This is a genomic window from Sorangium sp. So ce128 (assembly GCF_051525245.1).
Classification (GTDB): domain Bacteria; phylum Myxococcota_A; class Polyangia; order Polyangiales; family Polyangiaceae; genus Sorangium; species Sorangium cellulosum_B.
Genome location: NZ_CP150313.1, coordinates 11023831 through 11049004, shown reverse-complemented (window position 1 = coordinate 11049004; position 25174 = coordinate 11023831). Strand labels below are relative to the sequence as shown.

At 73.0% G+C, this 25174-nt stretch carries 12 protein-coding genes; 7 read left to right on the top strand and 5 right to left on the bottom strand.

The genetic code is table 11. The features are described 5' to 3' along the window. Nucleotides 1-481: 481 nt before the first annotated feature. Nucleotides 482-2005, top strand: coding sequence for an MFS transporter (locus WME82_RS41890; protein WP_438039884.1), 1524 nt, complete (start codon nucleotides 482-484; stop codon nucleotides 2003-2005). A 75-nt stretch (nucleotides 2006-2080) separates the two neighbouring features. Here WME82_RS41890 and WME82_RS41885 read toward each other — a convergent pair whose 3' ends face one another. The 4 genes from WME82_RS41885 to WME82_RS41870 all read right to left on the bottom strand — a co-directional run bounded on the left by WME82_RS41885 (nucleotide 2081) and on the right by WME82_RS41870 (nucleotide 13419). Beyond that, on the bottom strand, nucleotides 2081-2695 hold the full coding sequence (locus tag WME82_RS41885) for a hypothetical protein (protein ID WP_438039883.1): 615 nt from the start codon (nucleotides 2693-2695) through the stop codon (nucleotides 2081-2083). Next, a complete protein-coding gene (locus WME82_RS41880) occupies nucleotides 2695-5922 on the bottom strand; it encodes a hypothetical protein (protein ID WP_438039882.1) in 3228 nt (1075 codons plus the stop codon). Before WME82_RS41880 ends, WME82_RS41885 begins: the two co-directional genes overlap by 1 nt. After that, complete coding sequence (locus tag WME82_RS41875) at nucleotides 5919-9587, bottom strand: protein kinase domain-containing protein (protein ID WP_438039881.1); 3669 nt, start codon at nucleotides 9585-9587, stop codon at nucleotides 5919-5921. The genes WME82_RS41880 and WME82_RS41875 overlap by 4 nt, the downstream gene beginning before the upstream one ends. A 298-nt stretch (nucleotides 9588-9885) precedes the next feature. Further along, nucleotides 9886-13419 carry an AAA-like domain-containing protein gene (locus tag WME82_RS41870; RefSeq protein ID WP_438039880.1) on the bottom strand — a complete coding sequence of 1178 codons (3534 nt, stop codon included), beginning with the start codon at nucleotides 13417-13419 and terminating at the stop codon, nucleotides 9886-9888. Nucleotides 13420-14011: 592 nt separating this feature from the next. Here WME82_RS41870 and WME82_RS41865 point away from each other — a divergent pair. The 6 genes from WME82_RS41865 (at nucleotide 14012) to WME82_RS41840 (ending at nucleotide 24343) form a co-directional block, all read left to right on the top strand. After that, complete coding sequence (locus WME82_RS41865; protein ID WP_438039879.1) at nucleotides 14012-15973, top strand: alpha-amylase family glycosyl hydrolase; 1962 nt, start codon at nucleotides 14012-14014, stop codon at nucleotides 15971-15973. Between the two features lie 39 nt (nucleotides 15974-16012). Continuing rightward, nucleotides 16013-17092 (top strand): ABC transporter ATP-binding protein, encoded by a 1080-nt coding sequence (locus WME82_RS41860; protein WP_438039878.1) that lies wholly within the window; start codon nucleotides 16013-16015, stop codon nucleotides 17090-17092. Between the two features lie 7 nt (nucleotides 17093-17099). Beyond that, nucleotides 17100-19403, top strand: coding sequence for an extracellular solute-binding protein (locus tag WME82_RS41855; RefSeq protein ID WP_438039877.1), 2304 nt, complete (start codon nucleotides 17100-17102; stop codon nucleotides 19401-19403). Beyond that, nucleotides 19400-20260 carry a sugar ABC transporter permease gene (locus tag WME82_RS41850; RefSeq protein WP_437712264.1) on the top strand — a complete coding sequence of 287 codons (861 nt, stop codon included), beginning with the start codon at nucleotides 19400-19402 and terminating at the stop codon, nucleotides 20258-20260. The genes WME82_RS41855 and WME82_RS41850 overlap by 4 nt, the downstream gene beginning before the upstream one ends. A gap of 238 nt (nucleotides 20261-20498) precedes the next feature. Then, entirely contained in the window at nucleotides 20499-23426 is a 2928-nt protein-coding gene (locus WME82_RS41845) for a response regulator (RefSeq protein WP_438039876.1), read from the top strand. Beyond that, nucleotides 23420-24343: a response regulator gene (locus tag WME82_RS41840; protein WP_437742109.1), complete on the top strand. Its 924-nt coding sequence runs from the start codon at nucleotides 23420-23422 to the stop codon at nucleotides 24341-24343. Before WME82_RS41845 ends, WME82_RS41840 begins: the two co-directional genes overlap by 7 nt. 28 nt (nucleotides 24344-24371) lie before the next feature. Here the strand turns inward: WME82_RS41840 and WME82_RS41835 are convergent, their stop codons facing one another. Next, nucleotides 24372-25112 (bottom strand): 3-oxoacyl-ACP reductase family protein, encoded by a 741-nt coding sequence (locus WME82_RS41835; RefSeq protein WP_438039875.1) that lies wholly within the window; start codon nucleotides 25110-25112, stop codon nucleotides 24372-24374. Between the last annotated feature and the right edge of the window lie 62 nt (nucleotides 25113-25174).

Here is a 25174-nt window from a genome sequence, read left to right as displayed (position 1 = left end):
CAGGCAAAGACTCGCCGGCGGCCGAGCTGCAGCGCCGCTCGGCCGGCGCCGGTGCGCGGCGCGGCAGGGGAGGCGGGCGCTGGCCGGACGGGACCGCGGTCGCCAGGTGCCGCGGCAGGCAGGTGGCGGTCGCAGGGCGCGTCGCGCCATGCCCTGACAAGAAACGCCCCTCACGGATCACGAGCGAACCACCCGCCCGGTGGGCGACATGGCGCGAGCTCCGCTCGCTCCCGGCTCTGCTGTCCAGGATGATCCATGATCCGCGCTGTCGAGGCGTGAATCGGACTGCAGAGCGAGGCGGTGGAGATCGGCTGTTTCGACGCGCGTGAGACCGGCGCCCGCTCGCTCGCTGCGAAGGAGCTGCTCAATCGTAGTTGCCCCTGACGGACCGCGGCGGGACACGCTTGTGATCCAGGTGTGTACGCTGCTCTCGGTGTGGTACGAGGGCTTGCCCGGGGCCCGGGCGCACGAGGAGCATGAAATGACCAACGCCGCCGTGAGCGAGCCGGCCGTCGAGGCGCCGCCGAAGCTTTCCTTTGCTCAGACCCTGAAAAGCCTGCCGCGCTCCTTCTGGATGGGCTGCACCATGGAAATGTGGGAACGGCTGGCTTACTACGGCGTGCGCGTCGTCATGCCCATCTACATCGCCCAGGCCGACGAGCCTGGAGGGCTCCATTTCAGCCAGCAGGACAAGGGCACCATTTACATGGTCTGGGCCCTCATCCAGTCGCTGCTCCCGATGATAAGCGGCGGTTACGCCGACCGGTACGGCTACAAGCGCACGATCTTCATCACGGTGTGGCTGAAGATCATCGGTTATCTGCTGATGGCGACGCAGCGGAGCTTCACCGGCTTCCTGCTCGGCGTGGTCATCCTCGCGACGGGAACGGCCCTCTTCAAGCCCGGGATCCAGGGCACCCTGGCCCAGTCGATGGACAAGTCGAACTCGTCGGTCGGGTGGGGCCTCTTCTACTGGCTCGTGAACGTGGGCGCGGCGATCGGCCCGCCGCTCGCCGGCTACCTCCACGGCAAGAGCTGGTCGTGGGTCTTCTACGGCTGCGCCGCCATCATCTCCCTGAACTTCCTGATGCTGTTCACGTACAAGGAGGTCGACTCCGGCGCTGACAAGACCTCCGGGGCGTGGAAGGTCTTCAAGGACACGATCAAGAACATCTGGGACGCGCGGCTCATCACCGTGATCCTGCTGCTCTCGGGGTTCTGGCTGATGATGTACCAGCTCTGGGACCTGATGCCGAACTTCTACACGGACTGGATCAGCAGCACCTCCTTCGTGCAGAACAACCCCTGGCTCCCGGCGTCGTGGCTCGATATCAAGGATCCGCGCGGGGTCCAGCTCAAGCAGGAGAACGTGATCAACCTGAACTCGGTGAGCATCGTCCTGCTCCTCGTGCCCTTCTCGTACCTGGTGGCGAGGATGAAGGTGCTCTCGGCGATGACGCTGGGCATCCTCGTCGCCATTTTCGGCATCCTCGTCGCAGGGACCACGACGTCGCTCTACGTCCTCTTCGTGGGCATCCTGCTCTTCTCCATCGGCGAGATGCTGACCGGCCCGAAGAAGAGCGAGTATTTCGCGCTCATCGCGCCGAAGGGAAAGAAGGCGCTTTATCTCGGTTACGTCAACATCCCGGCGGCGATCGGCCCCGCGATCGGCGCGCAGATGGCCGGGATCCTTTATGGGACCCGGGGCGAGAAGGCCACGCTGGCCCTGCGCTACCTCGCCGAGAAGACCGATCTCGCCAAGGGGAAGGCCTGGGACGGCGATGTGGCGTCGCTCTCGGAGCTCCTCGGGGTGTCGCGCCAGCAGGCCTTCAGGACGCTGCAGGAGACGCTGCACATCGACGCCGCCGAGGCGACGCGCCTGCTCTGGGACACGTACCGGCCTTACGAGATCTGGTATTCGTTCGCGGCGATCGGGGTCGCTTCGCTCGTGGGGATGCTGATCTTCTCCCGGCGCTCGAGGCGGTGGAAGGACCTCGACGTGTAGGGCGCGCGGCCGCGCCGGCGCGAGCGACATCGCTTCGGATCACCAACTCCGCTGCTGGACTCGCAGCGCTTCGGCCTACTCGCACGCCTCGCCGAGGACGTACCCGTGCTTGCAGATGCAGCGGCACTCGACCTCGAACTCGGGCTCGTTGCACGCCGGCCGGACCTGCCGCACCTGCCTCGCCGTCCGGCCCTCCCTGTCCTTCACCTGCACCTCGATCTCGTAGTCGTGATCGAAGATGTCGCTGCCCGACCAGTTGTTCGGGCAGACTCCCACGTTCGCGAAGGTCGAGATGTCGGCGTCGACGCTCGCTCCCCAGCCGTCGCCGGTCGGCCTGAGGTTGACCGTCCTCGACTCGGACATCACACGCCCGGACACGGGATCGCGGAGCGAGCCGGACAGCTGGACGCCGCAGGCGCTCAGGTTCGTCGCGCGGACGCCCAGGAAGAGCACCCGCCCGCCCTGCGGCGGCATGATGATGTCGATCCCGTCGCCGTCGCTCACCGGGCGCGCCGCGTCGCTCGAGTCGAGCGCGATGACCTCCATGCGGATGTCGGCGCTCTCCTCGCCCAGGTACCCGAGCTTGCAGGCGCGCTCGACCGGCGGGGGCTCCCCGCCGTCGTCGGCGCACGCCGGCGCGGCGAGCAGCAGCGCAGCGAGCCCACGGCTCGCCGCAGCGGGCCAGGCCATCAGCGGTCCCGTCCCTCCGGCGCCGGAGGATCACCCCCGTCGTCCTCGGGCTCCTCCCGCGGGATGGGCGCGCGCGGGCGCCTCGTGGCGCCGAAGGAGCTGGAGCTGGTCGGCGCGATGGTGATCGGCGCCATCGCCCGCGAGTCGGGCGCCGGCCGCTGGGACAGCGCGTCGCCGCGCCACCTGCCGTCGACGTCCGCCTCGGCGCGCCCCGGCGCCTCGCTGGGCGCCGAGCTCCATTCATGAAGACCAGCCTGCGGGAAGGGCGTGCGCTCGGCCAGGTACGCCGCGAGCAGCCGATCGCGCTCGAGCTCTTCCGTGCTCGGCGGCGGGGGAGGATCGAGCGTCGGCAGCTCGTCGGTCCACGTCAGGTCCGCGTCGTCCAGGCTCCCGCCGGACCCGGCGCTGGAGAACGCGCGCGGCGCGTTCCGCTCCGTCGGGACAGGCTCCGGGGCGTAGCTTGGGGCACCGCCCGGCGCATGGCTGGAGGCACGGGCCGGCGCCGGGCTGGGGATGCGGGGCGGCGCGTGGCTGGAAGCACGGGCCGGCGTCGGGCTGGGGATGCGGGGCGGCGGATAGCCAGGAGCACGGTCCGACGCGTGGCTGGAAGGACGGGGCGGCGCGTAGCCAGGGGCGCGGTCCGACGCGTGGCTGGAAGGACGGGGCGGCGCGTAGCCAGGGGCGCGGTCCGACGCGTGGCTGGAAGGACGGGGCGATGGATGGCGAGGGGCAGGGGCACGGTCGGACGCGTGGCTGGAAGGACGGGGCGATGGATAGCGAGGGGCAGGGGCGCGGTCCGACGCGTGGCTGGAAGGATGGGGCGGCGGATAGCCCGGGGCGCGGTCGGACGCGTGGCTGGAAGGACGGGGCGATGGATGGCGAGGGGCAGGGGCGCGGTCCGACGCGTGGCTCGAAGGACGGGGCGATGGATGGCGAGGGGCAGGGGCGCGGTCCGACGCGTGGCTCGAAGGACGGGGCGGGGTGTACGTGGGCGCGTGATCGAGCGCGCTGGCGGGCGGAGGCTCGGACGCGAAGGAAGGGCTCCGCGAGGTCGGCGGCGGCCCCGGCGGCGGCGGATCGATGGTCGGGAGCTCGTCGTCCCAGTCCCAATCCTCCGGATCAACTCGGGAATCCGACCGGCGCGCCGACGCGCCGAGCCGGAGATCACCCGACCTCCGCGACGCCGGGAACCCCGCCGGAGGGCCGATCGTCGGCAGCTGGCCCACGCCCGGGTCCCGCGCCGGCGCGTCGTCCCGGCGCTCGAACTGCCGCGACGGGCGCGTCGGCTCGGGCGCCGGCACGGAGTACCTCGTCGACGCGACCTGCCCGAAGGGCCGCGAGTCCCGCGGCAACCGCGGCGGAGGAGGGACGGCCATCGCCGCGCGCGCCGCCGCCGTCGAGGGAGGCGGCTGCGTCGAGATGAGGTTCTCGTCGCGACCCCGCTCGGCCGGCGCCGGGCGATCCGCCGGCGCGGGCTGCCGGGGTTGCACGCTGGTCGGCGACGGCCCGGCCTGCGCGGAGCCCGCGAGCGGCCTGCCGAGCCACGCGGCCTCCTTGCGCGCCTGGGCGGAGCGCGCGCCTTCCTCCGAGCGGACCGCGCGCGGCGCGAGCGTGTCGCCCGGCTCCGTCGGCGGGACCTCGTCGCCGAAGAGCACCGGCGCGGCGGCCGTCACGCGCGACTCCACCCCCGCGGCGCCCCTCCCGGAACGGAAGCCGAACGCGGCGCGGATCGCCCGCTCGTGGTGAGGCTCGACCTCGACGGGCCGGACGATGAAGCACGGCTCCGCGCCCGGCGCCCGCTGCGAGAGGTCGACGTCGAACGGCGCGCCGAGGAGGTGGCCCTGCTCGTCGAACAGGACGCGCACCGGCGGCTGCGCGAAGTGCGCGGGCGACAGCGGCGTCGAGAGGACGACCCCGAGCTCGCCGGTGCTCAGCTGCACGAACGTCCCCGTCGGGATGATGCCGAGCGCGCCGACGAGCAGCTTGCCGATCGCCCGGTCGGTCGCGCTCTCGGCGCCCGAGATCATGCGCTGGAGCACGGCGTCGAGCGACGAGGCGCCGCCCGACGCGGTCTCGATCGTCGGGAACGGCGCCGTCCGGAGCTCCGTGAACTGGCGGGCGGCCGCCAGGATCCGCGCGAGCACCGTGGGGCTGCGCCGGCCGCCGTAGAGCGGGCCCTGCCGGCCGCCTTGCCGGAGCGCGAGCGCCTCGTAGGCGATCACCGTGCGCGTGATCGAGGGCGCGTGCAGCTTGCCGAGCGCCGTCAACATGACGGCCGCGCTCGCGGGCAGCCGCTCCTTCTCGTCGTCGCTCAGGCCGCGCTCGAGGAGAGAGCGCGCGACTGGCTCCTCGCCGTCGGCCGAGTCGGCGAGCACCCCCGTGAGCCGCAGCCGGCTCACGTCGTAGAGCAGCGCCGCGGTGACGAGGCTCCCGAGCATCCTCCTGTCGGTCGTGAGCTGCCGGGCGATGCCCAGCGCGACGATCGCCGTGGACACGCTGATGCCCCCCTCGTCCGGGTCGGCGATCTTGCCCGCGGCGACCGAGAGCAGGAGGCGCGCGTCCTCCTCGGCCGCGGCGACGAGCTTCTGCGCGACGCGCTTCACCCGCTGCGGCAGGATCGCCGGGGACGAGCGCAGGGCCGCGTAGAACGATCGCATCACGAGGATCGCCGCCGCGTAGGTGCGGCTGATCCGGCCGATGCGGGTGCCGTCGCCGTCGATGGCCCCGCCAGGGAACGGGTTCGTGAGCTTGCGGACCCGGACGCCCCGCAGGCTCGACTGGAGGAGCCGCGCGGCGATGCTGCGGTCGCGCTGGGCGTCGGCGAGGAGGCGGGCGAAGGCGGCGAGCTCGGCGCGACGGACCGCCTTGTCGAGCACGAGCTCGGAGACGTCGCAGGCCTCGAAGAAGCTGCCGAGCTCCAGGGCGACCTCGTACGTCTCGCGCGAGGCGCGGAGCATCTGGCCGTTGATGAAGAGGGTGTTGCCCGCGAACACGATCGTCGCGGCCTCGCTCCCCGACAGCTCGCAGAACTGGACGATGCTGTCGATCGCGGAAGGAACGAGCGACAGCACCGCCTGGTTCGAGTCGCTGTGCAGGAGGCACGCCTTCGCGAGCCGGTAGATCATCTGCACCAGGCCGAGCGCCGCGCGGCGCCGCCCGTCGGCCTTCACGCCCGAGATCGCCGTGTCGCCGGTGCTCTCGTGGAGGTTGGCTTTCTCCTCGCTCACGGCTTCCTCCCGCCGCGGGGCGACGGAGACGGCGCCGGCTTCGTCGAGGGCACCGCGCTGCCGGGCGCAGGCTCGATGGCCGTGCGGGACGGCGCGCCGAAGGGCAACGAGGCGGGGCCCTGCCGCACGCTGTACGGCGCGGCGCTGGCGCTCGAGGGCGGGGCGGGGGACCTCGGCGGCGCGGCCGGGCGCGGCATCGACGGCGGCATCGGCGGCGGCGCGGCCGTCGGGGTGGACGACGACGTGGAGGAAGGCGGCGGCCCACGCCGGCTGAACGGCACGGAGGTGGGAGGCGCCGAGGCGGCGCTCGTCGAGGCGGGCACCGGCGACACGAACGGCGGCCTGTAGGCGGATCGGCCGCCGTCGCCGTTCGGGGCCATGGATCCGGGGCGCGGGGTGCTCCACGGCTCGAGCTGGTCCGGCAGGCTGAGCGGCCCGCCCGGGCTCACGCGCCGGACCGAGACGGGCGAGTACGAGCGCTTTGCGCGCGAGGGCGGCGCGCTCGCGTCCGGGTGCGCCTGCGCCGGCGGGCGCTCGCTCGGGCGGGTCGGCGCGACGAGGCGCGCGGCGATCGCGACCGCGGCGCGCGCGGCGGCGTCGCGCACCGGCGGGGTGTTCCACCAGCGCGGCTTGGTCGCCTCCTTGACCGCGCGGAGCGCCTCGTAGCTCCGCGCCTGGCAGAGGAAGTGCGCGGCCAGCTCGCGGGTCTGCTCGATCGCCTCGGACGGGATGAGCTGGCGCTTCTCGAGCAGCTCGATCGCGAGCTTCTCGGCGCGCGCGGGGTTCAGGTGCGCGACGGTCTCGAGCCACTGCCGCCGCTCTGCCCCCGAGAGGTCGTGGAACGACGGCGCGACGATCCGCCGCACGAGCGTCGGGCCCGCGGCGAGCACGCCGAGCTTGCCGATGAGGCGCAGGGCCTCGCAGCGCACCGGCGGCGCGGGGTCGTCGAGGAGCTTCTGGAGCTCCTCCCGGACGCGCTCGGCGGCGGAGCTCGCGGAGCCGCCCTCGCCCGCGGCGGCGTCGGGGAGCTCGGCGAGCGCGTTGATGCGCACCTCGACGTGCGGGCTCGCGAAGCCGGCCTCCAGCGCGGCGAGGGCGCCGGGCGTCTTGAGCTGCGCGAGCAGCTGGAGGAGCGTCAGGGCGAGGGGGGCCGGGGCGCGAGAGAGCAGGTCCCCGAGCTCGGCCTCCCGGCCCGGCGCCCACCGCCGCATGTAGGCGAACAGGACCTCGCGCAGGCGCTCGGACTGCACCGCGCCGTGGCACTGGCATGCGGCGCTGAAGAGCGAGCCGTCCTCGAGCACGTCGAGCGCGTGGGCCAGCCCCTCGACGATCGCCGGGTCGAGCGGCGCCACGCTCCGGCTCGCGCCAGCCTGCGCCGCGCTCCGGCTTGCGCCGGCCTGCAACGTGTTCCGGCTTGCGCCGGCCTGCGCCGCGCTGCGCCCTGGATCGGCGTGCGCCGTGCGCCGGCCTGCGTCGACCTGCGTCGCGCTCCGGCTTGCGCCGGCGTGCGCCGCGCTCCGGCCCACGCCGGCCTGCGCCGCCACGCCTGCGGCCGCCGCGCCGCCGAGGGCAGCGCCAGCGGCCGCCACGCCGTGGCCCACCGCGCCGGTGGCCGACGCTCCCGTGGCCGCCGCGCCGGTGGCCGCCGGCTCCTCCGGGTGAGCCGTCGCGAGATCGTTGAGGATCGCCCTGAGCGCCTCGACCGGGAACATCGCCTGCGCGAGCGCCCGGTCGACGGCGCGCGGCGAGAGCTGCGGCAGCGCGGCGCTCGATCGACTTGCCGCACTTGCCGCACCTGCCGCACCTGCCGCGCCGCGCTGCATGCCGTCGAGCCGCGCGAAGAACGCGCGCCGGAGCATCGTCTGCACCTCGAACGCGAGCTCGTAGCTGTGCAGGACGATCTGGTCGGCGGTCCACGCGGTGAGCGCCCCCGTCATGCGGTCCTCGTCGCCGTGCCGGACGGCGTCCACGTAGCCGTCGACGAACGCGTCCATGTAGCGCTCGTTCCACTGCTCCGACGGCAGCGCGATCTGGGCGCCGAGGGTGCTCCGGGTCAGCGGGTCGATGGCGAGCGCCGAGGCGGCCGCGCCCGTCTCCGCGAGCGCGGCCTCGACGTTCCGCTGCAGCGCCCTGCCCGCGAGCGAGCTCTCGTCCCACAGGCTCTCGATCTGCGCGAGGGCGCGCGCCCCCACCGCGACCTCCCGGCACTGCTCCTCGAAATCCTCCAGGTCCGCGTCGCCCTCGGCGAACTGGTCGATCGCCATGTACGCGATGTGCTCGAAGCGCCGGTCCCAGAGCGCGGTCACGGCGTCGTCGTCCTCGCCCATGCCGAAGCTCTGGTCGCGGAGCAGGATGGCGGCGAAATCGCGGAGCTCGGCCTCGGTGATGCCGGCCTTGATCTGGATCTTCCGGACGCCGTCGGCGAAGAGCTGGTAGGGGATGCGATCGAACGGGGGCCTGTCGGGCTGCCAGATCGGCTGGCCGCCCGAGGTGAACGCGCTCGGGGTGACCTCCCAGCGGACGCCGAGGGGGTTCTGCGAGAGCGTCCGCGTGATCTCGTCGAACGCGAAGTGGATGCCCTTGTTCACGTGGGGGTGGTTCCACCCGTACTGGCGGATGTTGCTGAGCACGAGCGCGAGCTGCCTCCAGACGCCGACGAGCCGCTGGCAGGTCTGCTCGACGATCGACGGCGGATCCTGGTCCTCGTCGATGGTGTCGTTGCCGCGGACGAGCACGCGCGGCGCCTTCTTCTCGCGCGAGGGCGTCAGCTGGCCGGCGGCGTGCGCGGCCGTCAGCCGGCGGAGCTCGCCGCGCATCGCGGCGGCGCTCTGGAAGCGGCCCCCGCGCTCGAAGGCGAGCGCCTTGTCGACGAACGCCACGATCTCGACCGGCAGGTCGGGGACCTCGGTCGCGATCGACGGCGCTGTCTGCGTCGCGGCGAGGAAATACGACTCGGACTCGCTCCGGCCGCGGTTGAGCCGCTTGCCCGACAGGAGGGTGAACAGGCTCGCGCCGACCGACCAGAGGTCGGACCGGCCGTCGATGCCGGACACGCCCATCGCCTGCTCGGGCGACATGAAGGCCGGCGTGCCGAACGTGAGCCCCGCGCGCGTGGCCTGCCGCTCGGGGTCGCGCATCCGGGCGATGCCGAAGTCGAGGACCTTCACGTGGCCGGCGCTCGTGACGAAGATGTTGGCCGGCTTGATGTCGCGGTGGACGATGCCGATCGAGTGGCACTTCTCGAGCAGATCGAGCACGACGTCGAAGACGGGCAGCACCTGGGCGAGGGGGAGGGTGCCGCCGGCGCTGCTCGCGAGCCGCTGGAGCGTGGTGCCGGAGAGCAGCTCCATGACGAGGAACGGCTCGCCGCGGTCGCTGAGGTCGTCCTCGACCACGGCGACGCGCGCCGGGTGATCGACCCGGTTCGCGATCTTGCCCTCGCGCAGGAAGCGGTCCCGCAGCTCGGCGTTGCGCGCGAACTCGATGTGGAGGACCTTGACCGCCGCCCGCGTCCCCCTGCGGTGGGTCGCCGCGAACACCGCGCCCATGCCGCCGACGCCGAGCAGATCGTCGAGCCGCCACTTGGCGTTCAGGGCTGTCCCGATCCGCGAAGCGGCGGTGTCCACGAGGTTCGGCTCCTCGGCGTGCGGGTCGAGCGGGGCCATAGACCGGGCAGCGATCAGGGGCCGCGCAGTGCGCGGCAGAGGGCGAGCAAGCCTGGCCGAGCATACATGGTTCCCGCTGAAGCGCGAACCATGACAAGAAGGTCCGCCCCCACGGAATAAAGGTGGGAGAGGCATCCTGTGGGGCTGCTGCCAGGCGCCTCGCAGCGCGCAGCGCGTGGTTCACGTGGGTTCACGTGGCTTCGCGTGAGTTCAGCTTTCGCGTGCAACCGATAGAGAAGATCACGGCCCGCCGCGGAGCGCGCCGACACGCCCGGACACTCACCGACGATTCCCCGCTTCAGCGCACGTCCAGCCGCGGCGCTGCGCCGGCGTCCTGCTCGGGGGCGCCTGGCCACTCGGGGCACGTGGCGCGGTAGTCGATGCCGGGCATGAGCTGCGCCCATTCCTCGCGCGTGAAGTTGCGCCCGGCGTAGGCGCACGCGCGCGCCATCAGGGACTCGGCCGCGATCGAGAAGACGCGCGCCGCGCCGTCGTTCGCGGCGGTCACGACGCGGGTGGCGTCCGGGCTGAACACGGCGTCCGTCAGCGTGACGCCCTCGGCGCGGAGGGTGATCGCCTCGCCCTGCCCGTCGACGGGGAGCACCCGCGCGATGCCGTCGCTCGACACCGCGACGAGGCGCGCGCTGTCGCTGCTGAACGCGACGGTCCGGACCGCCGCGCCGAGGCCGCTCAGGAGGAGGGGCTGGCCCTGGCCGTCGACGCGGAGCAGCCGCACGCCGCCGTCGAGCGCGGCGATCGCGACGTGGCTCCCGTCCGGGCTCACCGCGATGGCGGCGATCGCCCGGTCCTCGTACCCCGACGACAGGACGCGCGGGGCGCCGCGGCCGTCCGCGGGCCAGACCTTCACGTTGGGCCCCGACGTCGCCACGATGTGCTGGCCATCCGGGCTGAACGCCGCCCGGAGCAGCCCCGCGCGCTCGTCGCGCAGCACGACGGGCTCGCCCGGGACGCCGTCCTCGAACACGCGCAGGATGCCGTTCCACGAGGTGGTGACGATCCGGGTGCCCTCCGGGCTGAAGGCGACGCCGACCACCCGGTCGTCGTGGACCCCGAGCACGATCGGCTGGCCCCGCCCATCGGCGCGCCAGATCCGCGCCGTCTTGTCGGCCGAGCCGGTGACGAGGCGGCTCCCATCGGGGCTGAGGTCGACGCTGAGCAGGTGCTCCGCATGCCCGCGGAGGACGACGGGCTCACCCGAGCCGTCGGCCCGGAAGACGCGCGCGGTCTTGTCGGTCCCGGCGGTGGCGATCCTGCTGCCGTCGTGGCTGACGGCGATGCCGGTCAGCGGCCCCTCATGGCCGCGCAGGAGCAGCGGCTCGCCCGGCCCGCCGAGCCGCCACACCCGCGCGGTCCCGTCCTCCGACGCGGTGACGACGCTCGCGCCGTCGCGGCTGAAGGCGGCGCTGTTCACGACCCCCTCGTGGCCCTCGAGGACCATCGGCGCGCCCTTGCCGTCCGCGCGGAAGACGCGCGCGGTCCCGTCCGCGGAGGCCGTGACCACCGCGCCGCCGTCGGCGCTGAAGGCGGCGCTGCGCACCGCGCCCTCGTGCCCGCGGAGGACGACGGGCTCACGCCGGTCCGCGCCGGGGATGCGCGCCGTCCCGTCGCCCGTCGCGAGGACGATGCGGTCGTCCACCGGGCTCGTGTCCGCGCTCTCGACGCCCGGCCCGTGCCCCTTGAGCGCCGCGGGGGCGCCCTGCCCGTCGGCGCGGACGACGTAGACCGTCCCGCTGATGGCCGTGGCGAGGATCCGGGCCCCGTCGTGGCTGAACACCGCGCGCCGGATGAGCCGCTCGCCCAGGGGCACGACGAGCGGCGGCTCGCCCTCCATGCCGGGGCGCCACACGTAGATCGCGCCGCCCGTCGTCCCCGCGACGACGCGGCTGCCATCCGGGCTGAACGCCACGCTGGTCGGCGCGGCGTCCCTCGTCCCGAGCGCGCGAACCTCGTGGCCGTCGGGGCGCCACAGGCGCACCGCGCCGTCGGTCGACGCGGTCGCCAGGAGGCTCCCGTCGTGGCTGAAGGCGACGGCGACGACGCCGGCGGAGGTGGGGGCGCGCAGCACGAGCGGCTCGCCGCGCCCGCCGAGGCGGAAGATCCTCGCGGCCCCGTCGGCCGAGGCGGTGGCGACGAGGCGGCCGTCGGGGCTGAAGGCCGCGTGGTGGACCGCGCCGCCGTGCCCGACGAGCACCTCCTGGTCGACGGCGGGGCCCCAGACCGCGTCGCCGAGCGCCTGCACCACGGCGGGGCCCGCGGGGCGGCCGCTCGCCCTGGCGGCGAGGGCCGCCTCCACGGCGAGCAGGCGCGCGCGGGGCAGCAGGCCCTCGGCGCGTTCCTTCGCCGACTGGGCCGCGAGCCGCCGGGCGCCGTTCTCGCGCGACTCCTGCTGCGCGCGGAGGAGCGCCCGCTCCTCCTTCCCCATCTGCCAGAGGAGCACGAGGGTCAGGCCGCCGAGCAGCGTGACGGCGACCGCGAGCACGGTGACGAGCCGCCGCGCCGACCGCTTCTGGCCCTCCGCCCGCGCGCAGGCGGAGAGGAACGCCCTCTCCTCCGCCGAGAGGTCCGCCCGCCCATCGCACCACGACGTGAGCTCCGCGAGCGCCGCGCCGCCCACGACGTAGTCGTCCCTCCGCCCGTGCGACAGCCAGCGCGCGAGCGGCTCCCTGGTGGCTCGGTCCGCCTCCCGCGACAGCACCCACGCCCGGTCGAAGACCTGGCGGACGACGCGATTGCGCACGTCGAGGTACGGCGCGCCCGAGGCCTCCGTCCGCTCCACGGAGAGCCCCGAGAGCAGCAGCGTCCGCTGGACCGGGTCCCCGGCGTCGACGCCCACCCGGTGGCCGTCGAGCAGCTGCTTGTACAGCCGGAGGAGCGCCGGCGCCCGCCCGCAGCGGGGCCACTGCGCCTCCAGGCACCGCTCCGCGTGGCGCAGGTTCGGGTCCTCGGTCCGGCCCTGGTCCAGGAACCGCCGCGCCACGGCCTCGTCGACGTCGAGATCGCGCCGCTCTCCGGCGAGATCGGCGCAGAGCCGCTGCGTCATGTAGGGGTGCCCCGAGGTCCACGCGAAGACCGCGTCGAGCAGCGCGTCGGGGTCTGCCACGAGCCCCTCCAGGCCCGCGCGGAAGCCGCGCGCCTCGGCGCGGGTGAAGTCGCCGAGCCGGATCGGGCGGCCGATGTTGAACGGCGCGCGCGCCGGATCCGCGACGAGCTCCGAGGGCGCCGCCGCCCCGAGCAGGCAGAACGTCAGCCGGGCGTTGGCGGGGCGCTCCGCGCGCCGGTTCACGACGGCCCGGAGGACGGCGAAGAAATCGTCCCGCGAGAACGGGAGGGCCAGCGTGGCGTCGACCTCGTCGATGAACAGGACGATCGCGGAGGAGATGTCCACGAGCACGACGTCCTCGAGCCAGCGTAACCAGCAGTGCACCGGCCCGAGGTGCCAGTGGGCATCCCAGAACTCGTCCGGCGGATCCAGCCCGAGCTGCTCGGCGAACTCCGACGCGATCCCGAGGTACCAGCTCACCGGCGAGGTGGTGTCGGTGCCGAGCGCCCCGAGATCGACGCTCGCGCACTCCACCTGCTCGGCGCGGAGCCGCGTCGAGACCTGGAGTCGAAGGCTGGATTTCCCGATGTGCCGGGTCGACAGCACATAGCAGAGCTCTCCGCGCAGGAGCGCCTCGAAGAGCTCTCTGTCGGCGGGGCGCTCGATATAGATCACGCCCTCGCCCACGGTCCCGCCCGCCTGGAACCGGCGCCTGTGATCTCCGGCACTGGCCTTCGCCTGATCGAGGTCGGGAGGCGCCGAGAAGGTCACGAATCTGACGGTGCCATGCGACGCCAGGACCGTCAACGGAACGACAGCCCGTGTCGCTGGCGTCCGCGGTGAAACAACAGGGCTCGCGGCGGCGCGGTGAATGTCACGCGAATGTCGCGTCGACCGGATGGGCTGGCGCTCACACGATCGGGATTCGCCGGCGACGCGCGCCCCGGACTCGGCTGCGCGCCTGTGTCGCGCGCCGCGCGATTGCGTGTGCGTCGATCGTCTCGCGCCGCGAAAACCCGCTTTTTACGTCCAGAAATCGTGGACCGGGCCACCGCTGCCGGTGTAGCGTTCGCGCCGTGCGAGGGGCGTTGAGGGCGGGGCAGAATCGCGTCGTGGCCGCGCCGGCCGCCGTGCCGCTGCTCGTCTGCGCATTGCGCTTCGCGGCTCGGAAGGCTCCTGCGGACACTACGGCTTTGCCTGACACTCCAGAAGCTCCTGCCGGAGCGCGCGGGCGGCCTGGCGCGGTCGCGCCGGCCGCGCCGCTGCCCATCGGGCTCATCCGTCGAGATGGGCTCTCGTCCGGCGCGTGTGTCGGCTCGCGTGGATGCGTGATGGCTCGACACGCCGAGCTAAGGTGATCGCGATGGACCGGCGGCGATCGAGACTCTCCCTCTGGCGGACGGCGCGCGCGGCCGCCCTCGCGCGGGCGGCCGGGGCCGCCTCGCTCGCGCTCCTCGCGGCGGCGTGCGCCGAGCTCGACGAGGAGCCCGCGCGGTCGGCCTCGCTCGGGGCCCACGCGAGCGACTGGCGGGAGGAGATCATCTATCAGGTGCTGATAGACCGCTTCGCCGACGGCGACGCGGGGAACAACCACCGGGTGTCCTCGGCGCCGGGCAGGTGGCACGGCGGCGACTGGAAGGGGCTCGAGGAGGGCCTGCCCTACCTCGAGGCGCTCGGCGTCACCGCGCTCTGGATCTCGCCGATCGTCAAGAACGTCGACACCGACGCCGGCGTCGACGGATACCACGGTTACTGGACGCAGGATTTCACCGAGCTGAACCCCCATTTCGGCGACCTCGCGTCGCTGCGCCGGCTCGTCGCGTCGGCCCACGGCCGCGGTATGAAGGTCATCCTCGATATCGTGACGAACCACGTCGGCCAGCTGTTCTATTATGATATCAACGAGAATGGGCAGCCCGACGAGGACGTCCACGGCAGCGGCGAGGACGGGCGCCTCCAGGTCGAGGCAGTGAACGAGTACGATCCGGAGTTCGACCCCCGCGGCGTCCAGGCGCGGACGTCGCCCGGCAAGTCGGGTCCGGCGCCGATCGTCTTCCGCCACGACCCCGCGACCAACCACCTCCCGCCGCAGCCCGTGCTCTTCCAAAACCCCGAGGTCTACAACCGCAAGGGGCGCATCCTCGATTTCGAGGACGTCGACCAGCTCGTGCACGGCGATCTCCCGGGCGGCCTCAAGGACATCGACACCTCCCGCTGCGACGTGAAGCGGGCGATGGTCGACGTGTTCGTGCGCTGGGTCGAGCTCACCGACGTCGACGGGTTCCGCATCGACACGCTGAAGCACGTCGAGCACGAGTTCTGGCGCTATTTCACGCAGAACGTCCGGCTGCAGCTGGCGGCGATGGGCAAGGCCGATTTCTTCATGTTCGGAGAGGCCTTCGACGGCAAGGACGACCTCGTCGGCAGCTTCACGAAGCACGAGGTCCCGGCCCACCCGCACGACGAAGCGCTCGGCGGCGATCTCGAGCGCGAGAACGGCGACGAGGCGGAGGGCGGCTGTCCGGGCGCCGCGCCGATCACGGGGGACTCGGTCGACTCCGTGCTGTATTTCCCCCAGCTTTATCGGGTCTTCCGCGACGTCTTCCGGGACGCCCAGGCCACGCGGCGGATCGAGGCGCTCTGGGACGCGCGGGCGCTCAACTACGGCGCTGAGCCGAACGCGAACGGCATTGGCGTTCCGCCGCTGAAGGCGCTGGTCAACTTCATCGACAACCACGACGTCCCGCGCTTCCTCCATGTCGGCCCGGGCGCCTCGCCCTTCAAGGCCGATCCCGAGGCGGCGCTCAAGAATGCGCTCCTGTTCCTCTTCACGGAGGACGGCATCCCTTGCCTGTACTACGGCACGGAGCAGGGCTTCAGCGGCGGCGACGATCCGGCGAACCGCGAAGATCTCTGGGAGAGCGGCTATGACACGGAGCGCCCGCTCTTCCGGTGGGTCCAGCGGCTCACGGCGCTGCGCAGGGGCTACCCGGCGCTCACCGTCGGCGAGCAGCGGGTGCGCTGGTCGACGGAGCGGACGGGCGAAGGGGACGAGGACGCGGGGATCTTCGCGTTCGAGCGGGGGGAGCCGGACGGCGACTATGCGCTCGTGGTGCTCAACACGCACCCCCGGAAGCAGAGCGCCACGAGCTTCAACGGGGCGGCGATGACCACGGGGCTGACGCGGGGGACCGTGCTCATCGACGTGCTCTCGCCCGAAAAAAAGACATATAGGGCGGGCGCGAACGGGGCTGTCACCGTCAAGCTGCCTCCGGTGAGCGGGGCGCTGCTCATCCCGGAAGACCAGATCATCCATGGTCTCTGATCCTGCCTGGCACTCCTCCCTTCCAAGAGAGTCTCCAACATGGCGTCTGTCAAAGTGCGCGGACTCAACAAGCGATTCGGCCAGACCCACGTGCTGCGCGGCGTCTCGGTCGACGTGCCCGACGGCTCGTTCGCCGTCCTCGTGGGACCGAGCGGCTGTGGCAAGTCGACGCTGCTCAGGCTGCTCGCCGGGCTCGAGGAGGCAGACGACGGCACGATCGCGCTCGGCGACCGCGACGTCACGCGGCTCGAGCCGCGCGATCGCGACATCGCGATGGTGTTCCAGTCGTACGCCCTCTACCCGCACCTCACGGTGCGCGAGAACCTCGCCTTCGGCCTGAAGCTCCGGAAGACGCCGCCGGCCGAGATCGAGGCGCGCGTGAAGGAGGCGTCGGAGATGCTCGGGCTCGGCCCGCTCCTCGACCGGCACCCCCGGGCGCTCTCCGGCGGCCAGCGGCAGCGCGTGGCCATGGGCAGGGCCATCGTGCGGCGGGCGCAGCTCTTCCTGTTCGACGAGCCGCTCTCGAACCTCGACGCCGCCCTGCGCGCGCAGGTGCGGGTCGACATCCGCAAGCTGCACGATCGGCTCGGCGCGACCAGCGTCTACGTCACCCACGATCAGGTCGAGGCCATGACGCTCGCCGACGAGATCTTCGTGCTCAACAAGGGCGTCGTCGAGCAGTCGGGGCCGCCCCTCGAGGTCTTCGCCCGGCCTCGCACCCGGTTCGTGGCGAGCTTCCTCGGCAGCCCGGCCATGAACTTCGTCGAGGCGCGCCTGGAGAGCCGGGGCGGCCGGTGGGTCGCGGCCCAGGGCGACCTCGCCATCGACATCGACGCGGCCGACTTCCCGGGCGCGCTCTCGTCCGGGCGGCAGGTGACGGTCGGCGTGCGCCCGCACGAGGTCGACCTCGCCCCGGGCGACGGCGGCGCCCCGTTCGAGGTGGCGATCGTCGAGGCCCTCGGGGTCGAGTCGTACGCGCACGGCACCGTCGCGGGGGCGCCGTTCGTGGCGCGCCTCGACCCGGCGGCGCGCGTCGCGAAGGGGGACACCGTGCACGTCGCGCTCCGCCAGGTGCACCTGTTCGACGCGGACTCCGGGCTGAGCCTGCGAGGAGCGTGAGGCGACCGTGCCGAGCCGTCGCTGTCGTCTCGCGCTCACGCTCGCTGCGTTCGCTGCGCCCGCGCTGATCCTCCTCTTGCCCGCGCTCGCGGCCGCGGCGCCGATCCGGCTGTGGCACGCCTACCGCGACGACGAGGCCAGGGCGCTCGACGCCATCGTCGCCGCCTTCGAGGGCGAGGAGGTCGAGGTCCTCGCCGTCCCGTTCGACGCCTACGCCTCGAAGCTCCAGGCCGCGATCCCGATGGGGGAGGGGCCCGACCTGTTCATCGACGCCCACGAGCGGCTCGGCGACTTCCGCGCGCGCGACCTCGTCGCGCCCGTGGGCGACGCGCTCGAGCCGGGCGGCGAGGCCGTGTTCCAGGGGCCGGCGCTCGCCGCGGTCCGGCAGGGGGGCGAGATCCTCGGCCTGCCGATCAGCCAGAAGTGCGTGGCGCTCTACATGAACACCGCGCTCGTGAAGGAGGCCCCGGCGGCCCTCGAGGACATCGCGGCGCTGGCCGGCTCGCTCCCCGAGGGCGTGTACCCGCTCGCGTACGAGGCGTCGAACGCCTACGCGCACATGCCGATCCTCGCGGCGTTCGGCGGCGTGATGCTGGGCGAGGACGACCAGTTCGGCTTCGTCGGCCCGGGGCCCGAGCGCTCGCTCGAGCTCGTCCGTTCGCTGATCGAGCGGCGGGTCGTCCCGGAGGACGCGAACGGCGCGCTGGTGACCGACCTGTTCAACGCGGGCCGCGCCGCGTTCGTGATCAGCGGACCGTGGTTCGCGGGCGGCCTCGGGGAAGAGGCGCGGCGGCGCGCCCGCGTCGTCCCGCTCCCGAAGGTGCGCGAGACCGGCCTCCCGATGCGGCCGTTCCTGACCGTCGAGGCGGTGATGCTCTCGCCCCAGGGCGCGCGGCGCGCCGGGGCGCGGGCGCTCGCGCGCCACCTCGCGGGCGCCGCGGCCGCGGCCACGCGGATCGAGCTCGCGCGCACGCCGCCGGTGCGGAGCGACGTGGCGGTCCCGGCCGGCGACGCCTTCATCGCGGCGTTCACCGAGCAGGCCAAGGCGGCCATCCCGATGCCGACCTCGCCGGCGATGCGCTCGACCTGGGAGCCGTCCACGCGCGCGATCCGCAAGGTGCTCCGGGGCGACGCGCCCCCCGACGTCGCGCTCTCCGAGGCCAAGCGCCGCTTCGACGACGTCCGCCGGCCGCTCCCGCCCCCCGCCTCGCCGGCGCCGCTCCTCGTCGCGCTCGGCGCGCTCGCGCTGGCGCTCGCTCTCCGGTGGGTCCGCGCCGCGAGGGGCGCGGCGCCCGGCACCGCGCACTGGCGCTCGTTCCGGCGGTCGCTCGGACGCTCGATCGGGCGATCGATTCCTGCCTACAAGTACGTCGCGCACGCGGTCGTCGCGATCGGCGTGCTCGTGGTGATCCCGCTCGTCATCGGCGCGGCGACGTCGCTCTTCGCCGGCAGGGGCGAGGGCCTCCGGTACGTCGGCCTCGCCAACTTCATCAGCATCCTCACGGCCCGCGGCGGGCCGCTCTTCGCGAGCGGCTCGTTCTACCTCGTGCTCGCGGTGACCGTGCTCTGGACCGCGGTGAACCTCTGCCTCCACGTCCTCCTCGGCGTCTCGCTGGCGCTGCTCCTGCACCGCCCGACGCTGCGCCTCCGGGCGCTCTACCGGGTGCTCCTCATCGTGCCCTGGGCCGTGCCGAGCTACGTGACCGCGCTGTCCTGGAAGGGCATGTTCCACCGGCAGTTCGGGGCCGTCACCGGCCTCATCGAGGCGGTGAACTCCGCGCTCGGGACGAGCATCGAGCCCATCTCCTGGTTCTCGAGCTTCACGACGGCGTTCACGGCCAACGTGGCGACCAACGTCTGGCTCGGGTTCCCGTTCATGATGGTGGTCACGCTGGGCGCGCTCACCGCCGTGCCGGAGGACGTGCTCGAGGCGGCCGAGGTCGACGGCGCCACGCGGTGGCAGCGTCTACGGAAAATTACGTTGCCTCTGATCAAGCCGGTGCTCGCGCCCGCGGTGACGCTGGGCGCGATCTGGACGTTCAACATGTTCAACGTCGTGTTCCTCGTGTCCGGCGGCGACCCGGACGGCACCACGGACATCCTCGTCTCCGAGGCGTACCGGTGGGCGTTCACCCGCGAGGCCCAGTACGGCTACGCGGCGGCGTACTCGGTGCTCATCTTCCTGCTCTTGACGCTCGCGACGCGGGCCTCTCGCTTCCGGCGGCGGCGGACGCCCGTCTCCGCCATCCCGCAGGGCGGGGCCGAGGCTGGATCGGCGCCCGTGCCGGCGGCGGCGACGGAGGTCGCGTGACGCGGAGGCCCTCTCCGGTCGAGTCGATCGCGGTGCACGCCGCGCTGGTCGCGGCGGTCGCGTTCGCGCTGTACCCGGTGCTCTGGGTCGCCTCGATCGCCTTCTCCGGGGCGCGCCCGCCGGTGCCGGAGGTGCTGCCCATCCCGAACCAGCCGACGCTCGAGCACATCGTGGCGGTGGTCACGACGTCGAAGAAGGTCGGCGGCGAGCCGATCTGGCTCTTCCCCCGCCAGCTCGCCAACTCGATCGTCGTCGCGCTCGCGACGGCGGCCGCCGGCGTCTCCGTCGCGGTCCCGGCGGCGTACGCGCTCGCGCGCTTCCGGTTCCTCGGCAAGGACCGCGGCCTGCGCGCGCTGCTCGCGACGCAGATGTTCCCCACGGTGGCGAGCGCGATCCCGCTGTACCTCCTGCTCGACGCGCTCGGCCTGCTCAACTCGCGGACCGGGCTCGTGCTCTGCTACGCGTCGACGGCGGTGCCGTTCTCGATCTTCCAGCTCCGGGCGGCGTTCGAGGCGATCCCGGTCGACCTGGAGGAGGCGGCGATGGTCGACGGGGCGACGCGCTTCCAGGCTTTCCTCCGGGTCGTGCTCCCGGCGGCGCGGCCGGCGATCGCCGTGACGGCGCTGTTCGCGATCATGACGGCGTACAACGAGTTCATCCTCGCGGCGACGCTGCTCGGCAAGGAGGAGATGTTCACGCTGCCGGTGGTGCTGCAGCGGTACATCGGCGAGTACGACGCGCAGTGGGAGCGGTTCGCGGCGGGGGCGCTCCTCGTGTCGCTGCCGGTCATGGCGGCGTTCTATGTGGTGCAGCGCCACCTGATCGCGGGGCTGACGACGGGCGGCGTGAAGGGGTGAGCGCGCCGCGGTGAGCGTGGCCGCGGGCGCCCCGGCGCGCGGCGGCCGGGGCGCCGGCGGCGCGGGCCGCCAGCGCCGCGTCCGCCGTCGGCGCGACCCGCGCTTCCCGGCCTCGTGCTGCTCGGGGCCGAGGGGCGTCCCTCCTACTTGCCCGCTGTGCCCCGGCGCCGCCCGTCCATGGGACCCGGCCCTCGCGGCCGTGGACGCCCGATCGCGACCCCGCTATCTCCATGAGGCCATGCCCAAGGCCGAGGATCCCCCGCCCGCCGCCGCGCCGGGGACCGCTCACGCGGACCCCCGCCCGTCGGTGAGCGGTGAGCCTCGCGCATCCATGGGCGTGGGCGGCGAGCCCCGCCCGTCGCTGGGCGGCGAGCCCCGCCCGTCGCTGGGCGGCGAGCCCCGCCCGTCGCTGGGCGGCGACGCCGACGGCCGCGGCACGTTCCTGCCGCTCCCCTCCGCGCTGCAGCGGCGCCTCGGCCGGCCCTCGTGGGAGAAGTTCGTGCTCCCGCTGCTCGGCCCCGTGCTCGCGCTGCTCGTCATCGGCGCGGTCACCACGCTGGAGGCCGCGCTCGACTGGACCATCCCGAACCCGCCCGCGATCCTCTCGATGATCATCGTCTTCGCGGCGTTCAGCGGCGGCCTCTGGGGCGGCATCGTCACGGCGCTCATCTCGTGCGTCTTCTTCGCGCTCTACTTCTCGAAGGATGGCGTCCTTTTATCGTACGAGGAGGACAACCTCCTCCGGGTCATCGTCTACGCCGTCACCACCCCCGCCATGGCGGTGATGGCGAGCATCGCCAAGCGCCGCGCGGACGCCATGGGCGAGGCCTCGCTCGAGAACGAGCGCGAGCACTCCGCGAGCCTGCGCGCCCTGCTCATGCAGCGCCAGGCGGTCGAGGAGGAGCTCCAGCAGGCCAAGGAGGCCGCCGAGGCGGCGAGCCGCGCGAAGAGCGAGTTCCTCGCCAGCGTGAGCCACGAGATCCGCACCCCGATGAACGGCATCATCGGCATGACGTCGCTCGCGCTCCAGACCGAGCTCACCCAGGAGCAGCGCGAGTACCTCGAGATGGTCAAGATCTCGGCCGACGCGCTGCTCTCCATCATCAACGACGTCCTCGACTTCTCGAAGATCGAGGCCGGCAAGCTCGAGATCGAGCCCGTCGTCTTCGACCCGAGCGAGATCATCGGCGACGCCGTGAAGACGCTCGCGCTCCGCGCCCACGAGAAGCGGCTCGAGCTCGCCTACGACGTCGGCCCCGACGTGCCCGAGGCCCTGGTCGGCGATCCGCTGCGCCTGCGCCAGGTCCTCGTCAACCTCGTGAGCAACGCGGTGAAGTTCACCGACGCCGGCGAGGTCGTCGTCCGCGCCGAGGTCGACGCGCGCGCCCCCCTCACCGCCGAGGAGGAGGCCAGCGCGGACAGCCAGGGCACGCCGAGCCTCTACGCGGGCGAGGCGCTCGGCGACGCCGTGGTGCTCCGCGTGAGCGTGATCGACACGGGCATCGGGATCGCCCCGGAGAAGCAGCAGGTCGTCTTCGACGCGTTCGCCCAGGCGGACGGCTCGACCACCCGCAAGTACGGAGGCACGGGGCTCGGCCTCACGATCTGCGCCCGCCTCGTCGAGATGATGGGCGGCAAGATCTGGATCGAGAGCGAGGTGGGCAAGGGCAGCACGTTCCACTTCACCCTCCAGCTCCGGGCGCTCGAGGGCGCCGCCCGGTCGCGCCGCCTGGAGATCCCGAAGGACCTCCTCGGCACGAAGGTCCTCATCGCCGACGACAACGCGACCGCGCGGCGCATCCTCGCGGACACCATCGAGGGTTGGGGGATGAAGGCGGTCCCCGTCGACTCGGGGGCGGCGGCGATCGCGGCGCTCTCGGAGGACTCGGGCGTGTGGGCGCTGCCCTGGGGCAAGCCGGGGGGCAACGCGGTCGGGCCGAGCAGCTCGTTCGGCCTCGCCATCGTCGACGCCCGCATGCCGAAGGTCGACGGCTTCGCCGTGGTCGAGCATTGCCGGAAGCGCGAGATCTTGAAGGGGCGCGTCCTCATGCTGCTCAGCTCGACGTCCGCGCAGGCGGACGTCGCGCGCTGCCGCGATCTCGGCGTCTTCGCCATGGTCACGAAGCCCGTGAAGACGTCCCACCTCCAGGAGGCCGTGTTCCACGCCTTCGGCGTCCCGACGCGGACCTCGCTCCGGTCGGCCGACCCGCGCCGCGCCGCGCCCGGGACGCGCGCGCGCGGCCTGCGCGTGCTCGTCGCCGAGGACAACGCGATCAACCAGAAGCTGATGCGCCGCTGGCTGGAGCGGCAGGGCCACCACGTGCACATCGTCGAGAACGGCCGCCTCGCCGTCGAGAAGATCGCGGGCGGGCAGTACGACGTGGCCCTGCTCGACGTGGAGATGCCCGAGATGGACGGCCTCCAGGTCGCGCGGGCCGTCCGCGCCCGCGAGCGGCGCGAGGGCGGGCACATGCCGCTCATCGTCGTGACCGCGTACGCGATGAAGGGCGACCGCGAGCGCTGCCTCCGGGCCGGCTTCGACGGCTACCTGTCGAAGCCGGTGCAGGTCGACGAGCTCCACGACATGATCGACCGGCTGGCCGCCGGGCCCTCCGCCCTGGAGATCGAGGACCCGGCGCGCATGTCGCTCGGCGCGCCGAGCTCGTACGCGTCGGCGCCCTCGTCGACGTCCGACAGCGGGCCGCCGAGCACCCGATCGGAGGAGCGGCTGCAGCCCTCGCCCTCCTCGATCACGGCCCGGCCGATGTTCGATCGCACCAAGGCGCTGGAGCGGACGGGCGGCGACGCCGACCTCCTGCGCGAGCTCGCCGAGGTCTTCCTGGAGGAGTGCCCGCGCTGGATGGGCGACATCGACGACGCGGTGGCCGCCGGCGACGCCCGCAAGCTCCAGCGGGCCGCGCACAGCCTGAAGGGCGGGGTCGACAGCTTCGGCGCGCGGGGCGCGTTCGAGGCCTCCTTCGCGCTGGAGAGGATGGCGCGCGCGAACGAGCTCGGCAGCATGGCCGAGGCGCAGTTCGCGCTGCGGGCGCAGATCGAGCGCCTGCTCCCCGAGCTCGCCGCGTTCGTGCGCGAGGGCGCGCCGGCGGACCCGGCGCCGCCGGTGCAGGGCGAGCGGCGCTCTGATAGCGAGGTGACGCGATGGTGAGGGTGCTCGTGGTGGACGACTCCCCGATGGATCGGCGCCTCTCCGGGAGCTTGCTCAAGAAGCGCGCCGGGATGGAGCCCGTGTACGCCGAGAACGGCGTCGAGGCGCTCGAGACGATCGCCAGGTCGATGCCCGAGATCGTGCTGACCGATCTCCAGATGCCGGAGATGGACGGCCTGGAGCTGGTCGAGGCGATCCGCCGCGAGCACCCGTACCTCCCGGTGATCCTGATGACGGCGCACGGCAGCGAGGAGATCGCGGTGCAGGCGCTGCGGCGCGGCGCCGCGAGCTACGTCGCGAAGCGGAACCTCGCGGCGGAGCTCGTGAACACGGTCGAGAACGTCCTCGCGGTGGCGCGGCTCGATCGGCGGGAGCAGCTGCTCCTCTCGTGCCTGACGGCGACCGAGTCCCATTTCGAGCTCGACAACGACGTGGCGAAGGTCCCCGCGCTGGTGGGCCACGTCGAGCAGAGCCTGGGACGGATGCGGCTGTGCGACGAGACGGGCCGGATCCAGGTCGCGGTGGCGCTGCGCGAGGCGCTCGTGAACGCCATCGTGCACGGCAACCTCGAGGTCAGCTCGACGCTGCTCGACGAGCAGCCGAGCGCCTTCTCCGCGCTCGTCGAGCGCCGCCGGGCGGAGAGCCCGTACCGGGATCGGCGCGTGATCGTCGTGGCGCGCGAGACGCGCACCGAGGCGACGTACGTGGTGCGCGACGAGGGGCCCGGCTTCGACCCGCGCAACCTGCCGGATCCGACCGACCTCGCCAACCTGGACAAGCCGAGCGGCCGCGGCCTGATGCTGATCCGCACGTTCATGGACGAGGTGCGGCACAACGAGAAGGGCAACGAGATCCGCATGGTGATGAAGTGCCGCTCGCCGGGGACCGGCGGCGAGCCGGGCGAGGACGGCGGCTGACGCGGTCTCCGGTCGCGGCTCGGGAAGATCAGGCGGTGAAGCCGCCGTCGATCTTGAGGTTGGCGCCCGTGACGAAGGCGCCCTCGGGGCCGGCCAGGTAGGCCACCATGCCGGCGACCTCGTCGCCTTGTCCGTAGCGCTGCACGGCGATCTGGCCTTTGAACCCGGAGGCGAGCGGGCCGTCGGCCGGGTTCATGTCGGTGTCCACCGGGCCCGGCTGGACGTTGTTGACCGTGATGCCGCGCGGACCGAGATCCCGGGCCCAGCCGCGGGTCAGGCCGGCGACCGCTCCCTTGGTCGCGGCATAGACGGCCATCCCGGGGATGAGCGCTCCGTCGCTGCTGATGCTCCCGATGTTGATGATGCGCCCGCCCTCGCCCATGTGGCGGACGGCCTCGTGCGTGGCGGCGAAGAGGCCCCTGACGTTCACCGCCATGAGGCGATCGAACTCCTCCAGCGAGGACTGATCGAGGGGGGCGATGGCGGCGACGCCGGCGTTGTTCACCAGCACGTCGAGCCGGCCGAAGGTCTTCACCGTCTGGGCAACGGCGCTCCGCACCGCCTCTGCGTCGGCGCTGTCCGCCCGGACGGCGATCGCCCTGCCGCCTGCCGCCTCGATGGCGTGCAGCACCTCGGCTGCCCTCGTGGGCGACGCGGCATAGGTGATGGCCACGGTGGCGCCCTCGTGCGCCAGCCGCCTCGCGATCGCCGCCCCGATACCCCGCGAACCCCCGGTGACCAGCGCAACCTTGCCCTTCAACGTACCCATCGAGACGTCCTCCTTTTTTTTGGAACGATCGTTCCTTATAAAGAAGCTACGTAGGCTGATGC

What these genes read in the sequence shown, in the direction of transcription:
- WME82_RS41890 (WP_438039884.1), top strand. Translation starts at nt 482, where the DNA reads ATGACCAACGCCGCCGTGAGCGAGCCGGCCGTCGAGGCGCCGCCGAAG.
- WME82_RS41885 (WP_438039883.1), bottom strand. Translation starts at nt 2,695, where the DNA reads ATGGCCTGGCCCGCTGCGGCGAGCCGTGGGCTCGCTGCGCTGCTGCTC.
- WME82_RS41875 (WP_438039881.1), bottom strand. Translation starts at nt 9,587, where the DNA reads ATGGCCCCGCTCGACCCGCACGCCGAGGAGCCGAACCTCGTGGACACC.
- WME82_RS41865 (WP_438039879.1), top strand. Translation starts at nt 14,012, where the DNA reads ATGGACCGGCGGCGATCGAGACTCTCCCTCTGGCGGACGGCGCGCGCG.
- WME82_RS41860 (WP_438039878.1), top strand. Translation starts at nt 16,013, where the DNA reads ATGGCGTCTGTCAAAGTGCGCGGACTCAACAAGCGATTCGGCCAGACC.
- WME82_RS41845 (WP_438039876.1), top strand. Translation starts at nt 20,499, where the DNA reads ATGCCCAAGGCCGAGGATCCCCCGCCCGCCGCCGCGCCGGGGACCGCT.
- WME82_RS41840 (WP_437742109.1), top strand. Translation starts at nt 23,420, where the DNA reads ATGGTGAGGGTGCTCGTGGTGGACGACTCCCCGATGGATCGGCGCCTC.
- WME82_RS41835 (WP_438039875.1), bottom strand. Translation starts at nt 25,112, where the DNA reads ATGGGTACGTTGAAGGGCAAGGTTGCGCTGGTCACCGGGGGTTCGCGG.